Genomic DNA, 24277 nt, shown 5'->3' with positions numbered 1-24277 from the left:
CGTTCCTCACATACGGAAGACACCGAAGTTGGCGGTGCCTTCGATCGGGGCGGTGGCAATGGCGGACAGGCACATTCCCAACACCGTGCGGGTGTCGCGGGGGTCGATGATGCCGTCGTCGTAGATGCGGCCGGACAGGAAGGCAGGAAGCGACTCGGCCTCGATCTGGTTCTCGATCATCGCGCGCATCCCGGCGTCGGCCTCCTCGTCGAAGGCCTGGCCACGCGCTTCCGCGGCGGCCCGGCCGACTATGGAGATGACGCCGGCTAGCTGCGCCCCGCCCATCACCGCGGACTTCGCGCTCGGCCACGCGAAGAGGAAGCGTGGGTCGAAGGCGCGGCCGCACATGCCGTAGTGACCGGCACCGTACGACGCCCCCATGAGGATCGACAGGTGCGGAACGGTCGAGTTGGAGACGGCGTTGATCATCATCGCACCGTGCTTGATGATGCCGCCCTCCTCGTACTCCCTGCCCACCATGTAGCCGGTGGTGTTGTGCAGGAACAGCAACGGGGTGTTCGAGCGATTCGCCAGCTGGATGAACTGGGTGGCCTTCTGGGACTCCTCGCTGAACAGGACGCCCCGCGCATTGGCGAGGATGCCGATGGGATAGCCGTGCAGCTGCGCCCATCCGGTCACCAGGGACGAGCCGTACAGCGGTTTGAACTCGTCGAAGTCCGAGCCGTCGACGATCCGGGCGATCACCTCGCGCGGATCGAACGGGATCTTCAGGTCGGTGGGGACGATGCCCAGCAGGTCCTCGGGATCGGCGAGCGGCTCGGCGATCTCCGCGCGCGGTGCCGGCCCCTTCTTCGTCCAGTTGAGCCGGCGCACGATCGACCGTCCGATACGGATCGCGTCCTGCTCGTCGACGGCGAAGTAGTCGGCGAGCCCGGACGTGCGGGCGTGCATCTCGGCTCCACCGAGCGCCTCGTCGTCGGATTCCTCACCGGTGGCCATCTTCACCAGGGGCGGCCCGGCGAGGAAGACCTTGGACCGTTCCTTGACCATGACGACGTGGTCGGACATCCCGGGGATGTATGCGCCGCCGGCCGTGGAGTTGCCGAACACCAGCGCGATGGTGGGGATTCCGGCCGCCGATGCCCGGGTCAGGTCCCGGAACATCTTACCGCCGGGGATGAAGACTTCCTTCTGCGTGGGCAGATCCGCACCACCGGACTCGACCAGCGAGATCACCGGAAGGCGGTTCTGCTGGGCGATCTCGTTGGCCCGGAACACTTTCCGCAGTGTCCAGGGGTTACTGGCTCCGCCGCGCACCGTCGGGTCGTTCGCGACGATCAGGCACTCGACGCCCTCGACGACCCCGATCCCGACGACGACACTCGCTCCGACCGGGAACTCGCTGCCCCAGGCCGCCAGCGCCGACAGCTCGAGGAAGGGCGAATCCGGGTCGAGCAGCAACTCGATCCGTTCCCGCGCGAGCAACTTGCCGCGCTTGTGATGGCGCTCGACGTACTTCTCGCCGCCACCACCGAGCGCCTTCGCGTAGTCGGTGTCGAGTTCGTCGAGCTTGGCCGCCATGGCCTTCGCGGCCTCGGCGTATTCGTCCGACCCGGTGTCCAGGGTCGAGTTGAGTGCGGTCATGCCTGGTACCCCAATCGTTTCGCTGCCAGCCCGGTGAGAATCTCGGTGGTTCCGCCGCCGATCCCGATGATGCGCATGTCCCGGTACTGTCGTTCGACCTCGCTCTCGCGCATGTACCCGAGCCCGCCGTACAACTGAACTGCCTGGTTCGCCACCCACTCACCGGCTTCGACGGCGGTGTTCTTGGCGAAGCAGACCTCGGCGATGAGGTCGCCCTCTCCGGCCAGGGACCGCTCGACGACGTTGCGGGTATAGACTCTCGCGACGTCGATCCGGCGTGCCATCTCGGTCACGGTCGTCTGTACCGACTGCCTGCTGATCAACGGCCGCCCGAAGGTCTCGCGATCGCGAACCCAGGACAGGGTCAGATCCAGACACCGCTGCGCACTGGCGTACGCCTGGGCGGCCAGTGCGATCCTCTCGGTGAGGAACGCCTGCGCGATCTGTGCGAATCCGGAGTTCTCCGCACCGACGAGATTGCCCACCGGCACCCGGGCATCGACGAAGGACAGCTCGGCGGTGTCGGACGCGAGCCAGCCCATCTTCTCCAGCTTGCGCGAGACCTCGAATCCCGGTGTGCCCTTCTCGATCACCAGCAGGGACACGCCGGACGCACCGGGACGGTCCGTCCCTCCGGTCCGGACGGCGGTCACCACGAAGTCGGCGCGGCAGGCGGAGGTGATGAACGTCTTGGCGCCGTTGACCACGTAGTGGTCGCCGTCGCGGACGGCGGTGGTCCGCAGGTGACCGACGTCCGATCCGCCGCCCGGCTCGGTGATCGCGAGCGATCCGATCTTCTCCCCGGCGAGAGTCGGCCGCACCCACCGGTCGATCTGGTCGGGATCCCCCGCTGCGACCAGGTGTGGAAGCGCGATTCCCGAGGTGAAGAGCGAGGCGAACAGTCCACCCGAGGCGCCCGCGTAATGCATCTCCTCGCACACGGTCACGGCGTCGGCGACGTCGCCGCCGGAACCTCCGACCTCCTCCGGGAAGCCCGCGCCGAGCAGGCCGAGTTCCGCGGCCGTACGGTGCAGGTCCCGGGGGATCTCCCCGGCCCGCTCCCACTCGTCGAGCTGCGGCAGCACATGTCGCTGCACGAATCCGTGAACGGTCTTGCGTAATTGCCCACGCTCTTCGGTGTTCCAGATACTCACGCGGAGTGTCCTTTCGGCAGAAGCGATTCCGGTATGTCGACGTGACGCGACCGCAGCCACTCACCGAGGCCCTTGGCTTGCGGGTCGAATCGGGCCTGCGAGGCGACTCCCCGGCCGAGGATTCCCTCGATCACGAAGTTGACCGCGCGCAGATGCGGCAGCAGAGAGCGGGTGACGGTCAGGGACGCCGCCTCGGGCAGCAGCTCCCGGACCGCATCCACGGTGAGGGTGTTCGCGAGCCAGGCCCACTGTTCGTCGGTGCGGACCCACACTCCGAGGTTGGCGTTGCCGCCCTTGTCTCCGCTGCGTGCCCCGGCGACACGACCCAGCGGCACCCGGACGGTGGGCCCGAACTCCCCGAGCGCAGGCGCCGCCGGCGCGGACGGGTCCTCGAGCGCACGGGTCACCGGCGCCGGAGCGATGACCACCCGGGTACCGTCCGGGAGCACCGCGACGTGCGGCACCTCGGCGGCATCGACGTACCCGGGCGTGAACACGCCGTACGGTTGCCCCGCGCCCGGTGGTGCGGTGAGAGTGAAGCCGGGATAGCTCGACAACGCCAGTTCCACGGGGATCGAGGAGAATTGGCGGCCGACGACGTTCGGGTCCGGATCCCGGACCACGCAACGCAGCAGTGCGCTCGCCGCTTCCTCCGTGTCGGCGTCGGCGTGATCGGTGCGGGCCAGCGTCCAGTCCAGGTCGGCGGGACGCTGCGCCAGCCCCGCCTCGACCTGACGCCTCACCAGATCCGCCTTGGCGTCGATGTCGAGACCGGTGAGCACGAACACCGCCTCGTTGCGGAATCCGGCGAGCGAGTTGAGCGAGACCTTGAGCGTCGGCGGCGGTGCCTCGCCTCGTACGCCGCTGATCCGTACCCGATCCGGGCCGTCCGCGGACAGCACGGCGGTGTCGATCCGCGCGGTGACGTCGGGGCCCGCGTAGCGGCCTCCGGTGATCTCGTAGAGCAACTGGGCGGTGACGGTGTCGACGCTGACCAGTCCGCCGGTTCCCGGGTGCTTGGTGATGACGGACGAGCCGTCGGGCTCGATCTCGGCGATCGGGAACCCGGGCCGGGACAGATCGGCGATCTCGGTGAAGAACGAGAAGTTGCCCCCGGTGGCCTGGGCACCGCACTCGATCACGTGGCCCGCGACCACGGCACCGGCGAGCTGGTCGACATCCTCGCGCTTCCAGCCGTAATGGGCCGCCGCCGGGCCGACGATGACCGACGCGTCGGTGACCCGCCCGGTGACGACGACGTCCGCGCCTGCCCCGAGGCACTCCACGATTCCCCACGCCCCGAGATACGCGTTGGCGGTCAGCGGTGCCGGCTGACCGGCGTCGACGAAGCCCAACTCGTCCGCCCGGGCGATGAGATCGTCGCCCTCGACGTGCGCGATCCGCGCATCCAGTCCGAGACGCCGGGCGACCTCGCGCAGTGCCTCCGCGAGACCGGCCGGGTTCAAGCCGCCGGCATTCGCGACGATCTTCACGCGCTTGTCCAGGGCGGTCCCCAGGCACTGTTCCGCCTGCCGCAGAAAGGTCTTGGCGTAGCCCCGTTCCGGGTTCTTCATCCGGTCGCGGCCGAGGATGAGCATGGTCAGTTCGGCGAGATAGTCGCCCGTGAGATAGTCCAGCTCGCCACCCTCGAGCATCTCGCTCATGGCGTCGAAACGATCGCCGTAGAAGCCGGAACAGTTGCCGATACGCACGGTCATCGCGAACCCGCCTCCCGGCCGCCGCCGCTGGGGCCGGCGAATGCCTGTGCGAGGGAGAGCCATTCGTTCGCATCGTCACCGCTCGCCACGAGATCCAGGTCGTCCCGGTGGGCGCGCTGGGTGACGAGCAGACAGAAGTGTTCGGCGTTGCCTCGCACGCTCTGCTCCGCGTCCTCGGGCCCCCAGGCCCACACCGAGCCGTCGGGCGCGGTCAACTCCACCCGGAACTCGTCGGCAGGAGCCTGCCGTCCGTTCATCAGATAGGCGAAGTTCCTGGTCCGGACCCCGAGGTGGGCGATGCTCCTGAGACGGGGACGTGGGCTCCGGTGTCACACCGAGGGCGTCGGCGACGTCGCGTCCGTGCGCCCACGTTTCCATCAGCCGGGCCGTCGCCATGGAGACCGCGCTCATCGGCGGGCCGAACCACGGGATCTTCGTGCCCTCGGGCTGTGCGAGGAGTGCCTGCGCCAGCTTCTCCCGTCCGACTCGCCATTCGTCGAGCAACTGCCCCGGCGGTAGGTGCGTCTTCTCCTCGGCGCCGTCGTCGACGAATCCGGTGGGGTTCGCCGCCGCGGCCTGCAGGCCGCGGGCGAACTCCTCGGCGTCGGTGGCCGCAACGAGGGCAGCCTCGTCCGTCCAGTTCAGATGCCCGATCTGATGCGCGATCGTCCAGCCCGCTGCGGGCGTGGCACGCGTCCAGTCCTCGGGCGCGAGCTCGGCGACCAGCGCGTCGAGCGCCTCGCTCTCGGCCCGCAGATCCTCCACGAAGGGTCCCAGCTCAACCATGAGGCCAGCATCACATCGGGACTCCAAAAAAGCAAGCTTGCTTGCTTGTATTTCACCGGATGTTCGTCCTCACCGGAGCCACTGGCGGCACTCACCAGCGGGAACGCCGGAACCCACCCTCGGAATCGATCACCTGACCGACAACCCACCGAGCCTCGTCGGACACCAGCCAGGCGATCAGCCGAGCCGGATCGTCCGGCTCGCCGGGCCGGCCCCCGGGGAACGCCGCCCGGACCGCTCGCACGATCTCGGGGCTCCGGTCGGCGGTGTCGACGGAAAGGTAGCCGGTGTCGACCGGTCCCGGGTTGACCGCGTTGAGCACGATGCCACTGTCCACGAGCTCGTCGGCGACGGTCGGCAACACTCCCGCGAGCGCGGCCTTGGCCGCGGCATAGGCCACTTCTCCGCGCAGAGGACCCAGATTCTGCCCCGAGGTCATCCACACGACCCGGCCGCCCTTCCGCCCGTCGTGCCGACGCGCGAACTCCTGGGTGAGCAGCAGGGTCGCACGCGCATCGACGTGCCAGTGACCGTCGAGCATCTGCGCGTCCAGATCCGCCAGCGCACCGTCTCCCCCGCTGCGCGCCTGGTTGCACACCAGGATGTCGAGATGCCCGAAGGCGGCGACCGCGGCATCGACGACGGCGCGCGGCGCGCCCGGATCGGCAAGATCGGCGCCCTCGTCGACCACCCTGGTGCCGGGAAACTCCGTGATCAGCGCAGCACGCAGTTCGGCCGGGTCGTCGGCTCCCCAGGGTTGCAGTTCGTCGTGGGGCCGGTAGTGGGTGAGGAACAGGTCGGCACCCATTCCGGCGAGGCGACGGGCCACCGCGAAGCCGATACCGCGGCGGCGACCGACACCCGTCACCAGGGCGACCCGCCCCGACAGCGGCGGCTGCGATTGCGGCACGGTTCCCATCGTGCCTCATTCCGGCCGATATCCACCCCGAACGGATTCCGAATTCGACCGTACCCATCCGTAACCTCGATCCGCTGGCTAGCTTTTCGGCTGTGACCACCGAGGTGGGAAGACCCGGGAGCACCCGGCAGCAGAACCGCGCACACGTTCGGCCACCGCGCCGGACCACCGTCGTCGCCGTCGTCGTGGCGGCCATACTGACAGTCATGGCTCCCGGAGGAATCGCGCAACCAGCCGCCCCCTCCGGGGTTCCCGTTCCGGTCGGCGATCTCCCCGGGTGGCGGCACATCTTCGCCGACGACTTCACCGCCGATGCACCCACCGGCTCCTGGGCGAACGAATGCTCACCCGACGACATCGTCTACACCGGTGCGCAGGGCCAGAAGTGGCGCGTCTACCCACGGTGCTACCCCGACACCTATCAGAAGCGGCCCTACCGTGCCGACCGGGTGCTCAGCGTGCACGACGGAGTCCTGGACTTCCACCTGCACCAGGTCGACGGGGTTCCGGCGGGCGCCAACCCGTCACCACTCATCGACGGTGTCGGCCAGTATCAGACCTACGGGCGTTACTCGGCGCGGATGCGGGTGGACACGCCGGGAATGGACGAGTACTACGCGGCCTGGCTGCTGTGGCCGCAGTCCGAGAGATGGCCCGAGGACGGGGAGTTCGACTTCCCCGAAGGCCACCTGTCCGGCACGGCCCTCGGCTACCACCACCATGCCGGGCAGGGCGCGTGCGTCGGCTGCCAGGAGATCTCCACCGACATCGGCGCCCGGTTCACCGACTGGCACACGTACACGATCGAGTGGACGCCCGGACGCATTCGCTACCTGCTCGACGACGTCGTGGTCCTCGACAGCACGGACTGGGTACCGTCCGGTCCGATGCGGTGGCAGCTGCAGACCGAGACCAACGGCTACGGCGACAGCGCGGGGCATCTCCTCGTCGACTGGGTCTCGGTGTGGGCGTACGACGGCCCGGGGCCGACGTCCCCGCCACCGCCACCGCCGTCACCGCCCGCCTGGACGGGTTCCGCTGCGGGCCGGTGAATTCGGCGTGACGGGACAGGGGTGAGGACAGCGCAGGACAGGCGGGGGACACTGTCGGGGTGAGCACACACGAGGACCGCGGGCAGGCACTCCCGACCGCTGCGGTACTCGTCTCCATCCTCTCGGTCCAGTTCGGCGCGGCCTTCGCCACCACACTGTTCGACCGGGTCGGGGCGAGCGGCGCGGTGTTCCTACGATTGACCATCGCGGCAATCGTCCTGGGTGTTCTCGTGCGACCGAACCCGCGACGCTGGTCCCGCACGCAACTCCACGGCGTCCTCGCACTGGGCCTGGCCCTGGCGGTGATGAACGCCGCGTTCTACGAGGCGCTGTCCCGGTTGCCGCTCGGCACTGCGGTCACCATCGAGTTCCTGGGGCCGCTGACTCTGGCAGCCGTCCTCACTCGCCGCCCGAGGGACGCGCTGTGGGTCCTGCTCGCCTTCGCGGGCGTCGCCCTCCTCGGCCTCCGGGACCAGCACGGCGGACTCGATGGGGTGGGTGTCGGGTTCGCCCTGGTCGCCGCGACTGCCTGGGCCGGCTACATCCTGGCCGGCTCGAACCTGGCCGCCACGCTGCCGAGCGCGGACGGACTCGCCGGCGCCAGCATCGTCGCCGCCGTCCTCGTTCTGCCCTTCGGCGTCGCCTCCGGAGGGGCGGTGCTCGTCGACCCCACCGTGCTCGCGGTGGGGGCGGCGGTGGCCCTGCTGTCGTCGGTCGTTCCGTACACCCTGGAACTGTGGTCCCTGAGAGTCCTGCACAAGAAGGTGTTCGCCGTCCTGATCGCACTCGAGCCCGCGGCGGCGGCACTCGCCGGGGCGCTCGTCCTCGGTCAGCTGCTCGGGGGCGTGACCCTGTTCGCCATAGCCCTCGTCGTCGTCGCCGGGATCGGCTCGGTCGTCACCGGACGCCGTTGACGCGCATGCACCCCTGCAGACCTATTGCACTTCAGGCCTAACGCCCTTCAGGCCTAACGCCGTCCACGTCCGGGCCGCTTCCCTCCCGTGAGCATCCAGCGCTGATCGAGCTCACTGGTGCTGGTACTGCGCCTGCGAATGGTGAACGACGTGATCGGGCACTGCTCGACGAGCCGCGGATCCTGCACGGGACTGCCCGCGATGCCCTGTTCCAGAAGGGAATACGCGGTGTGGTTGACCGAGCGCACCGCGAGTTCGAGTGCATCGAGTGCGCTGGGACGTGGGCCGAAGGTCGCCAACAGATGACCACCACGCGCGGTGGTCTCGACCACCGCATAGAACTGCCAGTCTGCATCCCACGTACTGCTGTCGACCACGACCTGCCTCGCTTCCGGCCATCGCTCTTCGACCAGGGTATCGGCGCGGTCCGACAATTCCGGGGAGACACGCTCGTCTGCCGCCCACACGATGCGGCCCGGGCAAATACGCTCGCGACGGACTCGTCCCCGAACTAGGTTCGGTGGGGCCACCACGCCACTGCCGGACACGAGGAGAACCATGTCGTCGATCGCCACCGAAGTTCTCGAGGCCCAGCCCTTCAGCCGGATGATGGGCGCGCGCATCACCCGGTTCCAGGACGGTGAGGCGGTGCTCGAGATCCCCGTCCGACCGGATCTGCTCCAGCAGAACGGGTACGTACACGGCGGTGTCCTGGCCTACGCCGCCGACAACGCGTTGACGTTCGCGGCCGGAAGCGTCCTCGGCCCACGGATTCTCACCGCGGGATTCGGTATCGATTACCTCCGGCCGGCAACCGGCACCCTGCTGCGCGCGGTCGCGAGCACCGTGAACTCGAGCCGCAAACAGGCCCTGTGCCGCTGCGAGATCTTCACCGTCGACGCCGAGGGCACCGAAACCCTCTGCGCGGCGGCACAGGGCTCGGCGCGGCTGGTGGACCGGCCGGATCCACCCGACTGACGGGGCAGCGCGCGACGATCTCCACCCGGGCGGCTCTCTATCCGTACACGAGTACCGCTTTGCCCAGAATGCGCCCGGCCTCGAGATCGATCAGCGCATCCGCTGCCCGCTCGATCGGGTAGCGCACGGTGACCACCGGCTCGAGCCCTTCCCCGACCAACTCCATCAGCGACTCGTGGACCTCGCGCAGCGCCTCCGGACGGGTGCGGACGAACTCTCCCCACGCCGCGCCCACGACGGAGATGTTGCGGAACAGCACACGGTTGACCTTGATCTCGGGGATCGAGCCACCGGCGAAGCCGATCACCACCAGCCGGCCCTCGGGCGCCAGCACCCGCACGGCCTCGTCGAAGCTCGGACCGCCGATCGGGTCCATCACGATGTCGGCACCTCCGTCGGCGAGTTCCCGGACCCGCTCCCCCCACCCGTCTTCGAGCCGGACGACCTCGTCCGCCCCGAGCTCGCGCAGATAGTCGTCGGCGCCCTCACGGCGAACCACCGCGATCACCCGGGCACCGTGCGCCTTCGCCAACTGGATCGACGCCGTCCCGACCCCACCCGCCGCACCCAGCACGACGACGGTCTCGTCCGGTTGCAGGCGCGCCCGGCGGGTGAGCGCGAACTCCACCGTCTGATAGTTGATGATCAGCGACGCCGCGCGATCGAACGGCAGATCCTCGGGAATCGGCAGCACCATCTCCGGGGGAACCGCCACCTTCTCGGCGTACCCGCCGATTCCCGGCGCCGCGACCACGTGCTGCCCCGGAGTGAACCCGCTGCCCTCCGGCGCCGAGACGACGACTCCGGCCACCTCGGTGCCGGGGACGAACGGCGGCTGCGGACGAAGCTGGTATTTGCCGTACGTGACGAGCAGATCCGGGAAGCAGACACCGCTGGCCTCGACGTCGATCACCACGAGCCCGTCGCCCGACGGCTCGGCGACGTCCGTCAATGTCATCGCACCCGGTCCCGACAAGCCCGACACCACCACTGCACGCATGCCCCGAGCCTAATCGGGGCGGGCACCCCGCCCGGCCGGTTCCGTCCCGGTGCTCCCGGTCCCCGCAGCCACTCCCGGGCTCGCAGCCGTACTACCGGCACTCATCGGGCGAACAGGCGCCGTCGCTTCTTCCGCGCCACGGCGATCATCTCGCGCGTGTCGGTGAGCTTGACCCGCGGCCGGGCGGTACCGGCGGCCCGTGCGGTCTCGGCGCGGTCGATCGATCGCCACCCCTCGAAGCCGATACGATCCGGCTGCCGTCGATCGAGCAGAGCGCGCACGTCCTTGCGGCTGCCGACCGAACGCGCGAGTCGGCCGGATTCGAAGTCCTCGAGCACGGCGGCGACCGTTTCCTTGGCGCACGCCTTGTTGGTGCCGATGACGCCGCTGGGGCCTCGCTTGATCCACCCCGTGACGTACACCCTGTCGGTCACCCTGCCGTGATCGTTGGGAACGATCCCGCGGCGCTCGTCGAACGCCACTCCGCCCACCGGTTCGCCCCGATACCCGATCGACCGCAGTACCAGGGACGTCTCGAGCGTGCCACCGTCGCCCGCGGACCGCGCCACGAGCCGTCCCGATTCGTCGACGTCGAGGGCGTTGCGGGTGACCCGGACGCCCTCTGCTCGGCCCGATCCCAGGATCTCGGCCGGCGAGGACAGGTAGCGGAAGACGATGCGCTTGTGACCGGGGCGAGGCGCACGGCCCGCGAACTCGCGGGCGAGTTCCATCTTCATCGCCGTCGCCGGGTCCGCGAGAGCTTCCGCGCTCGCGGCATCGAGGTCGAGATCGGCCTCGTCGATGATCACGTCGACCCCGTCGATGTCGCCGAGGGCCAGGAACTCCGGGTTCGAGTAGGCCGCCTGGGCCGGGCCGCGCCTGCCGAGGAGGACGACCTCCTCCACGTTGCTCGTCCGCAGTGCGGCAAGTGCGTGATCGGCGATGTCGGTGCGCGCGAGTTCGTCCACGTCCATCGTCAGGATGCGGGCGACGTCGAGGGCGACGTTCCCGTTGCCGACGATCACCACGCGACGTCCGGAGAAGGCGAACGAGCGGTCGGCGAAATCGGGGTGACCGTTGTACCAGGCGACGAACTCGGTGGCGGCGTGCACGCCGGGCAGGTCCTCGCCCGGCACCCCGAGCGCCCGGTCGCTGGACGCGCCGACGGCGTAGATCACGGCGTGATGGTGGGCGAGCAACTCGTCGTGCGTGACGTGCGTGCCGACCTCGACACCCAGGTGCATGGCGAAGTTCGGCCGGTCGAGATTCCATTCGAACATCCGGGTCACCTCCTTGGTGCCGGGATGGTCCGGGGCCACCCCGGCACGCACCAGACCCCACGGGGTGGGGAGCCGCTCGAACATCTCGACCTCGACGTCCGAACGTTCGAGGAGCTCGCACGCCGCATAGCAGGCCGCAGGCCCGGCGCCGACGACGGCGACCCGCAACGTCCCCAGACCGCGACGCGGCGGCGTCTGCGGCGTCAGCGGGATCCAGTCCTCCGGCATCGGGTGCGCCTGGTAGTACTCGGCGTTGATGTCCTTGTACCGCTCGAGCGATCCGAACAGCTTGTCCTCGGGGAAGATCGCGTCCACCGGGCAGGCATCGACGCAGGCACCGCAGTCGATGCAGGTCTGCGGGTCGATGTGGAGCATCTCCGACTGGGCGAACTCGCGCTCTTCCGGCGTCGGATGGATGCAGTTCACCGGGCAGGCCGAGACACAGCTCGCATCGTTACAACAAGCCTGGGTGATGACGTAAGCCATGAGAATTCCTCGCAGATCCGGCCGGTCGAAGCTGAGTGTTACATGCAGTAACAGTTACGAATGACTGTACTGAGCCCCGGCCTGCCTTACAAGGGAGGGGCTGTGATGCGACAATCTGTCGAGTCCGTTCCGAGGTGAGGACCACACGTGACCATCGAACAGCCGCTCGCCGCCGTCCCGGAGACTGCACACTTCTACGAGAACTCGTGGCCGATTCGCACCGGCGACATCGACGCCACCCAGCGCCTGCGCCTCGACGGCATCGCCCGCTACCTCCAGGACATGGGCGCCGACAACCTGGAGGCGATCGGCGCCCTCGAGACGCATCCCCTGTGGATCGTGCGCCGCACGGTCATCGACGTCCTCAAACCCACCGACGGCCCGGAGCGCATCCGCCTGCTGCGGTGGTGCTCCGGGTTCTCCACCCGCTGGGCGGACATGCGGGTCCAGATCACCGCCGGTTCCGGCGCGGTGATCGAGACATCCGGATTCTGGATCAACATCAGCCCGGAAACCGGAATGCCGACCCGCATGAGCGACAGGTTCATCGAACGACTCGCCGAGTCGACGGCCGAGCACCGGCTGAAGTGGAAACGGTGGATCACCGACGACCTCCCCGACGCCGCGGAGCCCGGAGTCACCGATGCCCCGTTCGTCCTCCGACACACCGACATCGACCCGTTCGACCACGTCAACAACGCCGTCTACTGGCAGGCCGTCGAGGAACAGCTCGCCCGGCGAGCTCCCCACCTGGTCGATGTCCCACACCGCGCGGTCGTCGAGTACCTGTCCCCCATCGTCTCCACCGACCAGATCGCGCTCCGTTCACGGGTCGACGACACCGCCCTGACCATCTGGTTCGTCGTCGACGGAGCGGTGCGCGCCACCGCGAGGATCTCGTCGCCCCCGAACACCGCCGGCCCGGACCCGGACCTGTCGTGACCAACTCGCGCACCCTGGTCCTCCTCCGGCACGGAAAGTCCGCCTACCCGGAAGGCACCCCGGACCACGAACGCCCGCTGGCCGAACGAGGTCTGCGGCAGGCAGGTCTCGCCGGCGACTGGATCCGCACGCATCTGCCGCCGATCGATGCCGTCCTCTGCTCCAGCGCGCGACGAACCCGTGAGACGCTGTCCGCCACCGGGCTCACCGCGCCGACGTCCTTCCGCGACGAACTGTACGGCGCCGGTCCGGAGGAGATCCTCGCGCAGATCGCGCACACCGCGCCCGAGGTGAGCACGCTCCTCGTCGTCGGCCACGAACCCGGAATGCCGGCCACCGCCCTCACCCTCGCCGGGAACATCGACTCGCCGGCGGCCGACGGAATCCGCAGCAGGTTTCCGACGTCCGCGCTCGCCGTCCTCTCCGTGCCGGGCGACTGGCGCGACATCGCGCCGTCGGGTTCGACACTGGTCACATTCCACATACCCCGCTGACGAGCCGGTGGAAGGCCGGGGCCCGGCGTGACAGAGTGGAATTCGTGAGCAGACGTCAGGAGAACACCGCCCGGTTGCGCGCGGAACTGCTCGACGCGGCCCGCACCGTGCTCTCGGTCCGCGGATACGTCGGTACCTCGGTCGCCGACATCGCCACCGAATCCGGGCACAGCCACGCCGAGTTCGACGAACAGTTCGACAGTATGGAAGCGGTGCTGCTCGCTCTGGCCGAGGAGATCGCGGCCGACTCCGACGCCATCGCCACTCGCACGCCCGCCGGAACCGACATCGGCCCGTATCTCCAGGTGCTGTGGCAGGTCCATTCCCGCCATCGCGCCGCACTGGACGCTCTCGACGAGGCAGCTCTCGTCGATCGCGACTTCGCTGCGGGCATGCGGGACTTCTGGGCCGTGCACCTGAAGCCGTGGTCCGTCACGCTCGAGCGTCTGGCCGAGTCGGGCGCCACGCTCCCCGGCTCCCCGTTGTTCACCACGCTGCTCCTCGACACCATCACCCGCGAGTTCGTCAGCTCCTGGGAAGGCACCGACCCCGACGGCCTCGCCGCCCTCACGCGATTCGTCGAGAGCGGCCTCCTCGGCGACTGACGTCGTCGCCCCTTTCGCCCACTGCCGACGCGGCCTGTTCGGCACGGTGACCCACAGTTTCGATCTGAGCGAACCGATGTGACATTGTGCCGGAACCGGGGGCGTGCGGCGGGTGACGTACAGGCGGTGACCGACGCACAGACAGACGAAGGCCCCGCCCCCGAAGAGAAAGGGGCGGGGCCTTCGGCCTTCAGCCGACTAGCGGTAGTCGGTACTGATGCCGACTACCCGACTAGCGGTAGTCGGTACTGATGCCGACTACCCGACTAGCGGTAGTCGGTCCCGAAACCGTAGTCGTCCAGCGGAACCGCGGCACCGGTGTTCTGGCCGAAGCCGTCCGGGCCGTAGTACTGGTCGTCGTAGGACGGCACCGCGTATGCGGCGGCACGGGCCTCTTCGGTCGGCTGAACCTGGATGTTGCGGTACCGGTTGATACCGGTACCCGCGGGGATCAGCTTTCCGATGATCACGTTCTCCTTCAGGCCGATGAGCTTGTCGCTGCGGCAGTTGATCGCCGCATCGGTGAGCACTCGGGTGGTTTCCTGGAAGGAGGCCGCCGACAGCCACGAATCGGTGGCCAGCGACGCCTTCGTGATGCCCATGAGCACCGGGCGACCCGAAGCCGGCTCGCCGCCCTCGGACACGACACGCCGGTTGGACGCCTCGAACTCGCTGCGCTCGACGAGCGATCCGGGCAGGAACTCCGTCGCGCCCGAGTCGATGATCGTCACACGGCGCAGCATCTGCCGCACGATCGTCTCGATGTGCTTGTCGTGGATCGACACACCCTGGCTCCGGTACACCTCCTGGACCTCGTTGACGAGGTGGATCTGCACCTGACGGGGGCCCATCACACGAAGCACCTCGTGCGGATCGGCAGCACCCTCCATGAGCTGCTGACCGACCTCGACGTGGTCGCCGTCCGACAGCAGACGCTCGCTGCCGTCGTCGTGCTTGAAGACACGCAGACGCTGACGCTTGGACAGCTTGTCGTAGACGACTTCCTCGCCACCGTCGTCCGGGACGATGGTGATCTTGTAGAAGCGGTCACCGTCCTCGAGCTGCACCCGTCCGGTGACATCGGCGATCGGGGCCTTGCCCTTGGGGACACGGGCCTCGAACAGCTCCTGGACGCGCGGCAGACCACCGGTGATGTCGTCTCCGGCGACACCACCCTGGTGGAAGGTACGCATCGTCAGCTGGGTGCCGGGCTCACCGATCGACTGTGCGGCGACGATACCGACAGCCTCACCGATATCGACCAGCTTGCCGGTGGCCATCGAGCGGCCGTAGCAGGTGGCGCAGACGCCGGTGCCGGTGGTGCAGGTGAGCACCGAACGAACCTTGACCTGCGTGATGCCCGCTGCGAGCAGCGCGTCGATCGCCGGGTCGCCCAGATCGTGACCACGTTCGACGACGACGTTGCCGTTCTCGTCGACCGCGTCCGCGGCCAGGGTGCGGGCGTACGTCGAGGTCTCGACGTGCGCGTCGCGGATGAGCGAACCGTCCGGCTGCTTCTCGGCGATGGTGGTGACGATGCCACGCTCGGTGCCACAGTCGGTCTCACGGACGATGACGTCCTGCGAGACGTCCACCAGACGACGGGTCAGGTAACCCGAGTCGGCGGTACGCAGCGCGGTGTCGGCCAGACCCTTACGAGCACCGTGAGTGTTGATGAAGTACTCGAGAACGGTCAGGCCCTCCTTGAAGGAGGACTTGATCGGACGCGGGATGAACTCACCCTTCGGGTTCGTCACCAGACCCTTCATGCCGGCGAGCGAGCGAACCTGAGTCATGTTTCCGGCCGCGCCGGACTTCACGATCATCGGGATCGGGTTGTCGTCGGGGAAGTGCGCCTCCATGGCCTTACCGACCTCGTCGGTGGCCTCGGACCAGATCTTGACCAGAGCACTGTTGCGCTCGGCGTGGTTGAGCGCACCACGCTGGTACTTCTTCTCGATCTGATCGGCCTGCGCCTCGAACGCCTCCATGATCTGAGCCTTCTCCGGCGGCACGAGGACGTCGGAGATCGAGACGGTCACACCCGAACGCGTGGCCCAGTAGAAGCCGGCGTCCTTGAGCTTGTCGACCGTCTGCGCGACCACGATCATCGGGTAACGCTCGGCGAGATCGTTGATGATCGTCGCCTGACGCTTCTTCGGCATGATCTCGTTGACGAACGGGTAGTCCGCCGGGAGCAGCTCGTTGAAGACGACCCGGCCGAGCGTGGTCTCGGTGATCCAGCTCTGACCCGCGGTCCAGCCCTCGGGGAAGAGCTCCTCCTCGACCTCGCGCGGCGGACGCTGCTGCGTCAGCCGCACCTTGATGTTCGCCTGCACCGACAGCGCGCCGAGGTCGACGGCCATCTGAGCCTCGGCCGGCGAGCTGTAGACGCCCTGCTCCGCCTCGTCCTCGGTCGCGGGCTGGTACTCGCCCTCGGCACCTTCGACGAGCCGGGTCAGGTGGTACAGACCCGTCACCATGTCCAGTCGCGGCATGGCGAGCGGACGGCCCGACGCCGGCGACAGGATGTTGTTCGACGACAGCATCAGGATGCGTGCCTCGGCCTGTGCCTCCGCGGACAGCGGCAGGTGCACGGCCATCTGGTCACCGTCGAAGTCGGCGTTGAACGCCTCACACACGAGCGGGTGCAGCTGGATGGCCTTGCCCTCGACGAGCTGCGGCTCGAAGGCCTGGATGCCCAGGCGGTGCAGGGTGGGTGCACGGTTGAGCAGCACCGGATGCTCGGCGATGACCTCTTCGAGCACGTCCCACACCTGCGGACGCTGACGCTCGACCATGCGCTTCGCGGACTTGATGTTCTGCGCGTGGTTGAGGTCGACCAGCCGCTTCATGACGAACGGCTTGAACAGCTCGAGCGCCATCAGCTTCGGCAGACCGCACTGGTGCAGCTTGAGCTGCGGGCCGACGACGATGACCGAACGGCCGGAGTAGTCGACGCGCTTGCCGAGCAGGTTCTGACGGAACCGGCCCTGCTTGCCCTTGAGCAGGTCGCTCAGGGACTTCAGTGGGCGGTTGCCCGGTCCCGTGACGGGACGGCCACGACGACCGTTGTCGAACAGGGCGTCGACCGACTCCTGCAGCATCCGCTTCTCGTTGTTGACGATGATCTCGGGGGCACCGAGATCGATCAGACGCTTGAGGCGGTTGTTGCGGTTGATGACGCGGCGGTACAGGTCGTTGAGATCGGAGGTCGCGAACCGGCCACCGTCGAGCTGCACCATCGGACGCAGCTCCGGCGGGATCACCGGAACGGCGTTGAGGACCATGCCCATGGGCGAGTTGCCGCTGGCCTGGAAGCCCGCGACCACCTTGAGCCGCTTGAGCGCACGGAGCTTCTTCTGCCCCTTGCCGCTACGGATGGTCTCGCGCAGCGACTCGGCCTCGGCGTCGATGTCGAAGTTCTGCATGAGGATCTGGATGGACTCCGCGCCCATCGCACCCGTGAAGTACTCGCCGTAACGATCGACGAGCTCGCGGTAGAGCACCTCGTCCACGATGAGCTGCTTGACCGACAGCTTCGTGAACGTCGTCCAGATCTCGTCGAGCCGGTCCAGCTCGCGCTGGGCGCGGTCACGGAGCTGACGCATCTCGCGCTCGCCGCCGTCCTTGACCTTGCGGCGGACGTCGGCCTTGGCGCCCTCGGCCTCGAGCTCGGCGATGTCGGCTTCGAGCTTCTGTGCCCGGGCCTCGAGGTCGGCGTCACGCTGATCGGCGACCGACTTCTTCTCGACCTCCATCTCGGCTTCGAGAGTGGAGAGCTCGTTGTGGCGCAGTTCCTCGTCGACACCGACGATGACGTAGGCGGCGAAGTAGATGATCTTCTCGAGATCCTTCGGCGCCAGGTCCAGCAGGTAACCGAGCCGGCTGGGCACACCCTTGAAGTACCAGATGTGCGTGACCGGAGCGGCCAGTTCGATGTGGCCCATGCGCTCACGACGCACCTTGGCGCGAGTCACCTCGACGCCGCAGCGCTCACAGATGATGCCCTTGAAGCGGACCCGCTTGTATTTGCCGCAGTAGCACTCCCAGTCCCGGGTGGGGCCGAAGATCTTCTCGCAGAAGAGGCCGTCCTTCTCGGGCTTGAGCGTGCGGTAGTTGATGGTCTCCGGCTTCTTGACCTCGCCGTAGGACCAGTTACGGATGTCGTCTGCACTGGCAAGGCCGATGCGGAGTTCATCGAAGAAGTTGACGTCGAGCACGTAACTTCCTTTCCCCTGTTCGGGTTGTTGCTACTAGTTGTCGCTATCACTGCCGTGGAACGGCTCGTGCACTCTGCCGGGGCCCGGCGGGGTGCAGTGCACCCCGCCGGGTCGGCTCCTAGTTCGCGAGGTCGTCGACCGTCGCCGCCTCGTTCCTGGACAGGTTGATGCCCAGGTTCGCAGCCGCGCGCTCGAGATCCTCGTCGTCTCCGTCCGCCATCGCGATGGCGGCACCGTCGCTGGACAGCACCTCCACGTTGAGGCAGAGCGACTGGAGCTCCTTGAGGAGCACCTTGAACGATTCGGGGATACCGGGCTCCGGGATGTTCTCGCCCTTGACGATGGCCTCGTACACCTTCACGCGGCCCACCACGTCGTCCGACTTGATGGTCAGCAGTTCCTGCAGCGTGTACGCCGCGCCGTAGGCCTGCATCGCCCAGCACTCCATCTCACCGAAGCGCTGGCCACCGAACTGGGCCTTACCACCGAGCGGCTGCTGCGTGATCATCGAGTACGGACCGGTCGAACGCGCGTGGATCTTGTCGTCGACCAGGTGGTGCAGCTTGATGATGTACATGTAGCCGACCGAGACCGGGTACGGGAACGGCTCGCCGGAGCGACCGTCGAACAACGTGGCCTTGCCGTCGGGCGTGACCATGAGGTCGCCGTCGCGGTTGGGCAGCGTGGACGCGAGCAGACCGGTGAGCTCGTCCTCCTTGGCACCGTCGAACACCGGGGTGGCGATGTTCGAGTCGGCCGGGGCGGACAGCATCTCCTCCGGCAGGCTCTCGGCCCAGTCCGGGCGGGAGCCGTCGGAGGCGATCTGCACGTTCCATCCGGTCTTGCCGATCCAGCCCAGGTGCGTCTCGAGCACCTGGCCGATGTTCATACGACGCGGCACACCGTGGGTGTTCAGGATGATGTCGACCGGGGTGCCGTCGGGCAGGAACGGCATGTCCTCCTGAGGAAGGATCTTGCCGATGACGCCCTTGTTGCCGTGCCGGCCGGCCAGCTTGTCGCCGTCCTGGATCTTGCGCTTCTGGGCCACGTAGACGCGGACCAGCTCGTTGACACCGGGAGGCAGGTCGTCGTCGTCCTCGCGTGAGAACACGCGAATACCGATGACCTTGCCGTTCTCGCCGTGCGGCACCTTGAGCGACGTGTCGCGGACCTCACGGGCCTTCTCACCGAAGATGGCACGCAGCAGGCGCTCCTCCGGCGTCAGCTCGGTCTCGCCCTTCGGCGTGACCTTGCCGACGAGGATGTCGCCGTCCCGGACCTCGGCACCGATGCGGATGATGCCCCGCTCGTCGAGATCGGCCAGGACCTCGTCGGAGACGTTCGGGATGTCCCGGGTGATCTCCTCGGCACCGAGCTTGGTGTCGCGGGCATCGATCTCGTGCTCCTCGATGTGGATCGAGGTGAGCACGTCCTCCTCCACGAGCCGCTGGCTCAGGATGATCGCGTCCTCGTAGTTGTGGCCTTCCCACGGCATGATCGCCACGAGCAGGTTCTTGCCGAGCGCCATCTCACCGTTCTCGGTGCAGGGGCCGTCGGCGAGGACCTGGCCGGACTCGACCCGCTGACCCTCGTCCACGATCGGACGCTGGTTGCTGCAGGTGCCCTGGTTCGACCGGGCGAACTTGCGCAGCCGGTAGGTCTTGCGGCTGCCGTCGTCGGCCATGACCGTGACGTAGTCCGCGGAGACCTCCTCCACGACGCCCGACTTCTCGTTGACGATGACGTCACCGGCGTCGACGGCGGCACGCAGCTCCATGCCGGTACCGACCAGCGGGGACTCGCTGCGGATCAGCGGCACCGCCTGACGCTGCATGTTCGCGCCCATGAGGGCACGGTTCGCGTCGTCGTGCTCGAGGAACGGAATCATCGCGGTCGCGACGGAGACCATCTGCCGCGGCGAGACGTCCATGTAGTCGACGTCGGCCGAGGAGACGAACTCGACCTCGCCGCCCTTACGGCGGACCAGGACGCGCTCCTCCGTGAAGTGCCCGTTCGTGTCGACAGCCGAGTTGGCCTGCGCGACGACGTGACGGTCCTCCTCGTCTGCGGTCAGGTAGTCGACCTGGTCGGTGACCTTGCCGTCGACGACCTTGCGGTACGGCGTCTCGATGAAGCCGAACGGGTTGACCCGCGCGTACACCGACAACGAACCGATGAGACCGATGTTCGGACCCTCGGGGGTCTCGATCGGACACATGCGGCCGTAGTGCGACGGGTGCACGTCGCGAACCTCGAGGCCGGCACGCTCACGGGACAGACCACCCGGGCCGAGAGCCGACAGGCGACGCTTGTGCGTCAGACCCGACAGCGGGTTGTTCTGGTCCATGAACTGCGACAGCTGGGACGTTCCGAAGAACTCCTTGATCGCTGCCACGACGGGACGGATGTTGATCAGCGTCTGCGGCGTGATCGCCTCCACGTCCTGCGTGGTCATGCGCTCGCGGACCACCCGCTCCATGCGGGACAGGCCCACCCGGATCTGGTTCTGGATGAGCTCGCCGACCGTACGCAGACGACGGTTGCCGAAGTGGTCGATGTCGTCGACCTCGACGGGTACCGGGGCGCCGCCGGGAGCGGTCATCGTGGTGTCACCGGCGTGCAGGCGCACCAGGTACTCGATGGTGGCGACGATGTCTTCCTCGGTGAGGGTGGACGCCTCGATCGGCTGGCCGATGTTCAGGCCCAGCTTCTTGTTGATCTTGTAGCGGCCGACCCGCGCGAGGTCGTAGCGCTTGTCCTTGAAGAACAGGTTCTCCAGCAGGGTCTGCGCGGACTCCTTGGTGGGCGGCTCACCCGGACGCAGCTTGCGGTAGATGTCGAGCAGCGCCTCGTCGGTGCCCGCGGTGTTGTCCTTCTCCAGCGTCGCCATGAGGATCTCGGAGAAGCCGAACCGCTCCGTGATCTGCTCGGTGGTCCAGCCGAGAGCCTTGAGCAGCACCGTGACGGGCTGACGGCGCTTGCGGTCGATGCGGACACCGACCGTGTCGCGCTTGTCGACGTCGAACTCGAGCCACGCACCGCGGCCGGGGATGACCTTGACGCTGTGCAGCGTCTTCTCGGTGCTCTTGTCGATCGACTCGTCGAAGTACACGCCCGGGCTGCGGACGAGCTGCGAGACGACGACACGCTCGGTGCCGTTGATGATGAACGTGCCCTTGTCGGTCATCATCGGGAAGTCACCCATGAAGACCGTCTGGCTCTTGATCTCACCGGTGTTGTTGTTGATGAACTCCGCGGTGACGAACAACGGCGCCGCGTAGGTCATGTCCTTGTCTTTGCACTCGTCGACCGAGGCCTTGACTTCCTCGAAGCGAGGGTCGGAGAAGGACAGGGACATCGAACCCGAGAAGTCCTCGATCGGAGAGAGCTCCGCGAGAACGTCCTCGAGACCGCCGGTGACCGCGGTGTCTCCGCGCGCGGCTGTACGCTCGCGCCAATTCTGACTGCCGATCAACCACTCGAACGAATCTGTTTGGAGATCGAGGAGCCCGGGGACTTCGAGGGGCTCGCGAATTTTCGCGAAGGAAACCCTCTTCGGGGCTCCGGGGATTCCGGAAACTGCCTTGGTCTGGCTAGAGACTGCCAAGATGCGTCCTTCCAGCACCTCACGCGGGCCGCTCTTGCTGTTGCGACCGCCGCTGTATCTGCTTCGAATTTCGCTGGTCACAACCCGAACGAAACTCTTCGTCAGTACTGGAAGTGAGTCACTTCGCAGGGTGCGGACGAGAGGTGGACAGGAGGCAGCCAGCGCAACGTCCAAAAGTACACCCAAACTCGAGAGATGTCGAGTCGGGTGTCGAAGAATGCCCCTCGCTCACCGCCCGGGTCGCTCGGCGGCTCGCGAGTTCACGCATCAGAGTGACGCGTGATCATCGCCCCGTCAAGATGCGCCACGCGGAAGTTGCCCGATCGTCGCCCGCCGGAACCCTCCGGGCGACGGCCGTCGCGGCTCCCGCGCCGGATATGCCGTGCGCCACTCCGACGGGGCGTCGATGCACGAAGCGGCACCCCGGCCCGGGCGTGACGCCGGCCACCCGGATGGCCGGGCGCCACGGGCCGGATGGTCGGGCGCCACGGGCCGGATGGTCGGGCGCCACGGGCCGGATGGTCGGAGGCAGCACGGTCGACGGCCCGCCCACCACCGCCCGCCAGGTGGCCGATCCCGACCGTCGCGATGCAACGAATTTCCGCATCGGCGAGCCGGGCAGCTCCCTCAGTTCACCACTTCGGTTGCCCTGCAGTCGAACTCGACGGGCTCACCCTGTCGGACCGTCAGACCGATCTTTTCGACATCCCGGCCGCCCCTACGACCGATGCGTCACGAGCTGGATCTATCCGGCGTTGTCCGAGATGTACGACAGCAGCCACTCGCCGTCGGTCTTCTCCAGTCGCACCAGGATCGGTCCGGCGACACTGCCCTGCGCGATGCCGTCACCGGTCGCACTGACGTTGAGATGTGCGAGCACCTCCGCCCGATCCGGCTCGAGCCACGAGACACCGATGTCGGTGACCATCGCCTCGGTCGCCGTTCGGGTCTGGATCGCCGCGCTCTTGGTGGTCTCGGCAGTCTGCTCGAACTCGGCGAGCTTCTCCTCGTTGAGAACGGACCGGATCCGGTCGAAGTCCTCGTCGATGCTCTCGTGGTTGTAGGACGACAACGTCTCGATCGCTTCGGTGGCGGCAGCCGTCACCTCAGAGGTGAGACCCTGGTCCACCCAGGCCAGGTTGTCGACGTCGGCGCCGGGCTTCCACGCAGCCACGGCCGCGAATGCACCGAGCGCGACAGCAACTGCGCCGACGATCGCCACGGTGCGCCAGGGGGCGTTCCCGGAATCCACTGCGGTACTGCCCGATTCGGGCGGGAGGCCTCCCGAGGCGGGCACCTCCGACGGGACGGACACGGCATCGGACGCCTTCGGCGGCGGAAGCTTCTGTACCTCGACCGGCGCGCCCGGCTCCTGGGCCTCGGCCGTGTCGGGTGTGCTCGACTCGGGCGCACCCGCCTCGGGTGCGCCCGACTCGGAAACAGCGGGAGCCTTGGATTCCTCCGCAGTCCCCTCTACCTGCTTCTCCTCCCCCTCGACCCCCACGGTGGGGTCCGAGGCGGGCGACTTCCGGGGCGGCTCATCCGCGCGAGGACGGGTGCCCGCCACATAGCGCTGCCGGCGTTTCGGCGTGCTTCCTGGCACGATCCTTCGACGCTGGGGAGGCATTACTTCACCACTTCCTACATTCGCCGGCGGGAGTACCCGCCGCGGGCCCGATCGAGACCGGGTGAGTCCTACTGTCCGCCTTCAGGATTCTGTCCTTCTCCGGAGTCACCCGGGAGCGGGACCGGGGCGAGTTCGGCCGGATCACCCGGCGCGGGGGCCGGCTGGCCACCTTCCGGAGCGGGGGCGGCACCCGGAACCTCACCGACCTCCAGCTGCGTCGGCACACCGACCGGTTCCACGGTGGACGCCTTCCAGACACCGTCCACTTCCTGCAGCCCGAGCCGCATCGTCACGCGCGTGCGTTCGAAATGATCCGGCCAGGTGGTGCGTACGGCCACCACGACCAGCGCCGTCGCGGTGCCGTCGTCCTCGTTGAACTCGGTGAGCGTGCTGTGCAGTGGCTCCGCCTCGGACCGCTCCGCCGAGATCTGGTCCTCGGCCGCCTGGGCGATCTGGGCCTCGTACATCTCGACGGTCTCGTCCAGATCGGTGTTCATCTGATCGCCGGTGATCGACGAACGCATGTTCTCGAAGGACTGATCGATCTGGGCCACGTCGAACGAGTTGAGATTGATCGCCGCCTGCCGCGCCCCGTTCATCGCGTCGTCACGGGTGTCAGCGGTGGAACGGTCCCCGAAGATCGCGGAGACCCACAGGAACCCGAACCATGCGGCCGCCACGGCGGCGATCACCGCCGCCACGACGACTGCGACGAGCGCCGCCTTCGCGGCACCTGTGCGATCGGACGCCGACTGGGGCGGCGGGCCGGGTGCGTCCTCGGGTTGCGGCTGCGATTCGGTAGTGCTCGGTTTCACATCAATACCCTACTGATTGTCACGGCACGTCGCCGTTGTCACTGCGTGGCGCCGTTTTTCACTGCATACCGC

Annotated in this window: 17 protein-coding genes and 1 pseudogene; 6 read left to right on the top strand and 12 right to left on the bottom strand. The window is 67.8% G+C overall.

Going from position 1 to position 24277, the window contains the following annotated elements:
* Window positions 1-6: 6 nt before the first annotated feature.
* From G4H71_RS16155 to G4H71_RS16135, 5 genes and pseudogenes are all read right to left on the bottom strand, one after another.
* The gene (locus tag G4H71_RS16155) at window positions 7-1605 is read right to left on the bottom strand and encodes an acyl-CoA carboxylase subunit beta (RefSeq protein ID WP_072738351.1); all 1599 of its coding nucleotides are present in this window, start codon (window positions 1603-1605) and stop codon (window positions 7-9) included.
* Window positions 1602-2759 (bottom strand): acyl-CoA dehydrogenase family protein, encoded by a 1158-nt coding sequence (locus tag G4H71_RS16150; protein ID WP_072738352.1) that lies wholly within the window; start codon window positions 2757-2759, stop codon window positions 1602-1604. The genes G4H71_RS16155 and G4H71_RS16150 overlap by 4 nt, the downstream gene beginning before the upstream one ends.
* Window positions 2756-4477 (bottom strand): acyclic terpene utilization AtuA family protein, encoded by a 1722-nt coding sequence (locus tag G4H71_RS16145; protein ID WP_072738353.1) that lies wholly within the window; start codon window positions 4475-4477, stop codon window positions 2756-2758. Before G4H71_RS16145 ends, G4H71_RS16150 begins: the two co-directional genes overlap by 4 nt.
* Window positions 4474-5263: pseudogene (locus G4H71_RS16140) on the bottom strand (TIGR03084 family metal-binding protein). The gene G4H71_RS16145 and the pseudogene G4H71_RS16140 overlap by 4 nt, the downstream one beginning before the upstream one ends.
* Window positions 5264-5354: 91 nt before the next feature.
* Window positions 5355-6182: an SDR family oxidoreductase gene (locus G4H71_RS16135; RefSeq protein ID WP_072738354.1), complete on the bottom strand. Its 828-nt coding sequence runs from the start codon at window positions 6180-6182 to the stop codon at window positions 5355-5357.
* 206 nt (window positions 6183-6388) lie between these two features.
* Here G4H71_RS16135 and G4H71_RS16130 point away from each other — a divergent pair, with 206 nt between their 5' ends.
* Entirely contained in the window at window positions 6389-7234 is an 846-nt protein-coding gene (locus tag G4H71_RS16130) for a glycoside hydrolase family 16 protein (RefSeq protein ID WP_083343098.1), read from the top strand.
* Between the two features lie 59 nt (window positions 7235-7293).
* A complete protein-coding gene (locus G4H71_RS16125; RefSeq protein ID WP_072738355.1) occupies window positions 7294-8148 on the top strand; it encodes an EamA family transporter in 855 nt (284 codons plus the stop codon).
* 53 nt (window positions 8149-8201) lie between these two features.
* Here G4H71_RS16125 and G4H71_RS22680 read toward each other — a convergent pair whose 3' ends face one another.
* Window positions 8202-8723, bottom strand: coding sequence for a hypothetical protein (locus G4H71_RS22680; protein ID WP_246442076.1), 522 nt, complete (start codon window positions 8721-8723; stop codon window positions 8202-8204).
* On the opposite strand from G4H71_RS22680, the gene G4H71_RS16115 reads away from it, so the two are divergent.
* Complete coding sequence (locus tag G4H71_RS16115; protein ID WP_072738356.1) at window positions 8707-9126, top strand: PaaI family thioesterase; 420 nt, start codon at window positions 8707-8709, stop codon at window positions 9124-9126. The genes G4H71_RS22680 and G4H71_RS16115 overlap by 17 nt on opposite strands.
* 37 nt (window positions 9127-9163) lie before the next feature.
* Here G4H71_RS16115 and G4H71_RS16110 read toward each other — a convergent pair whose 3' ends face one another.
* Window positions 9164-10126 (bottom strand): NADPH:quinone oxidoreductase family protein, encoded by a 963-nt coding sequence (locus G4H71_RS16110; RefSeq protein WP_072738357.1) that lies wholly within the window; start codon window positions 10124-10126, stop codon window positions 9164-9166.
* Between the two features lie 101 nt (window positions 10127-10227).
* Window positions 10228-11892 (bottom strand): FAD-dependent oxidoreductase, encoded by a 1665-nt coding sequence (locus G4H71_RS16105; RefSeq protein ID WP_072738358.1) that lies wholly within the window; start codon window positions 11890-11892, stop codon window positions 10228-10230.
* Window positions 11893-12039: 147 nt separating this feature from the next.
* On the opposite strand from G4H71_RS16105, the gene G4H71_RS16100 reads away from it, so the two are divergent.
* The 3 genes from G4H71_RS16100 to G4H71_RS16090 are packed head-to-tail and all read left to right on the top strand — an operon-like array spanning window position 12040 to window position 13933.
* Window positions 12040-12834 (top strand): acyl-[acyl-carrier-protein] thioesterase, encoded by a 795-nt coding sequence (locus G4H71_RS16100; RefSeq protein WP_072738359.1) that lies wholly within the window; start codon window positions 12040-12042, stop codon window positions 12832-12834.
* Entirely contained in the window at window positions 12831-13328 is a 498-nt protein-coding gene (locus G4H71_RS16095) for a SixA phosphatase family protein (RefSeq protein ID WP_072738360.1), read from the top strand. The genes G4H71_RS16100 and G4H71_RS16095 overlap by 4 nt, the downstream gene beginning before the upstream one ends.
* A gap of 44 nt (window positions 13329-13372) precedes the next feature.
* Window positions 13373-13933, top strand: a complete 561-nt coding sequence (locus G4H71_RS16090; protein WP_072738463.1) for a TetR/AcrR family transcriptional regulator — start codon at window positions 13373-13375, stop codon at window positions 13931-13933.
* 266 nt (window positions 13934-14199) lie between these two features.
* Here G4H71_RS16090 and G4H71_RS16085 read toward each other — a convergent pair whose 3' ends face one another.
* The 4 genes from G4H71_RS16085 to G4H71_RS16070 form a co-directional block, all read right to left on the bottom strand.
* Entirely contained in the window at window positions 14200-18156 is a 3957-nt protein-coding gene (locus tag G4H71_RS16085) for a DNA-directed RNA polymerase subunit beta' (RefSeq protein ID WP_072738361.1), read from the bottom strand.
* A 118-nt stretch (window positions 18157-18274) separates the two neighbouring features.
* Window positions 18275-21781: a DNA-directed RNA polymerase subunit beta gene (gene rpoB / locus G4H71_RS16080; RefSeq protein WP_072738464.1), complete on the bottom strand. Its 3507-nt coding sequence runs from the start codon at window positions 21779-21781 to the stop codon at window positions 18275-18277.
* Between the two features lie 727 nt (window positions 21782-22508).
* Complete coding sequence (locus G4H71_RS16075) at window positions 22509-23366, bottom strand: hypothetical protein (protein WP_246442079.1); 858 nt, start codon at window positions 23364-23366, stop codon at window positions 22509-22511.
* Window positions 23367-23458: 92 nt separating this feature from the next.
* The gene (locus tag G4H71_RS16070; RefSeq protein ID WP_072738465.1) at window positions 23459-24091 is read right to left on the bottom strand and encodes a hypothetical protein; all 633 of its coding nucleotides are present in this window, start codon (window positions 24089-24091) and stop codon (window positions 23459-23461) included.
* Window positions 24092-24277 lie beyond the last annotated feature (186 nt).

The sequence above is a fragment of the Rhodococcus triatomae genome, assembly GCF_014217785.1.
In the GTDB taxonomy this organism is placed as follows: Bacteria; Actinomycetota; Actinomycetes; order Mycobacteriales; family Mycobacteriaceae; genus Rhodococcus_F; species Rhodococcus_F triatomae.
The sequence above is the reverse complement of the archived record's forward strand: the minus strand, read 5'-3'. Positions and strand labels throughout refer to the sequence as shown.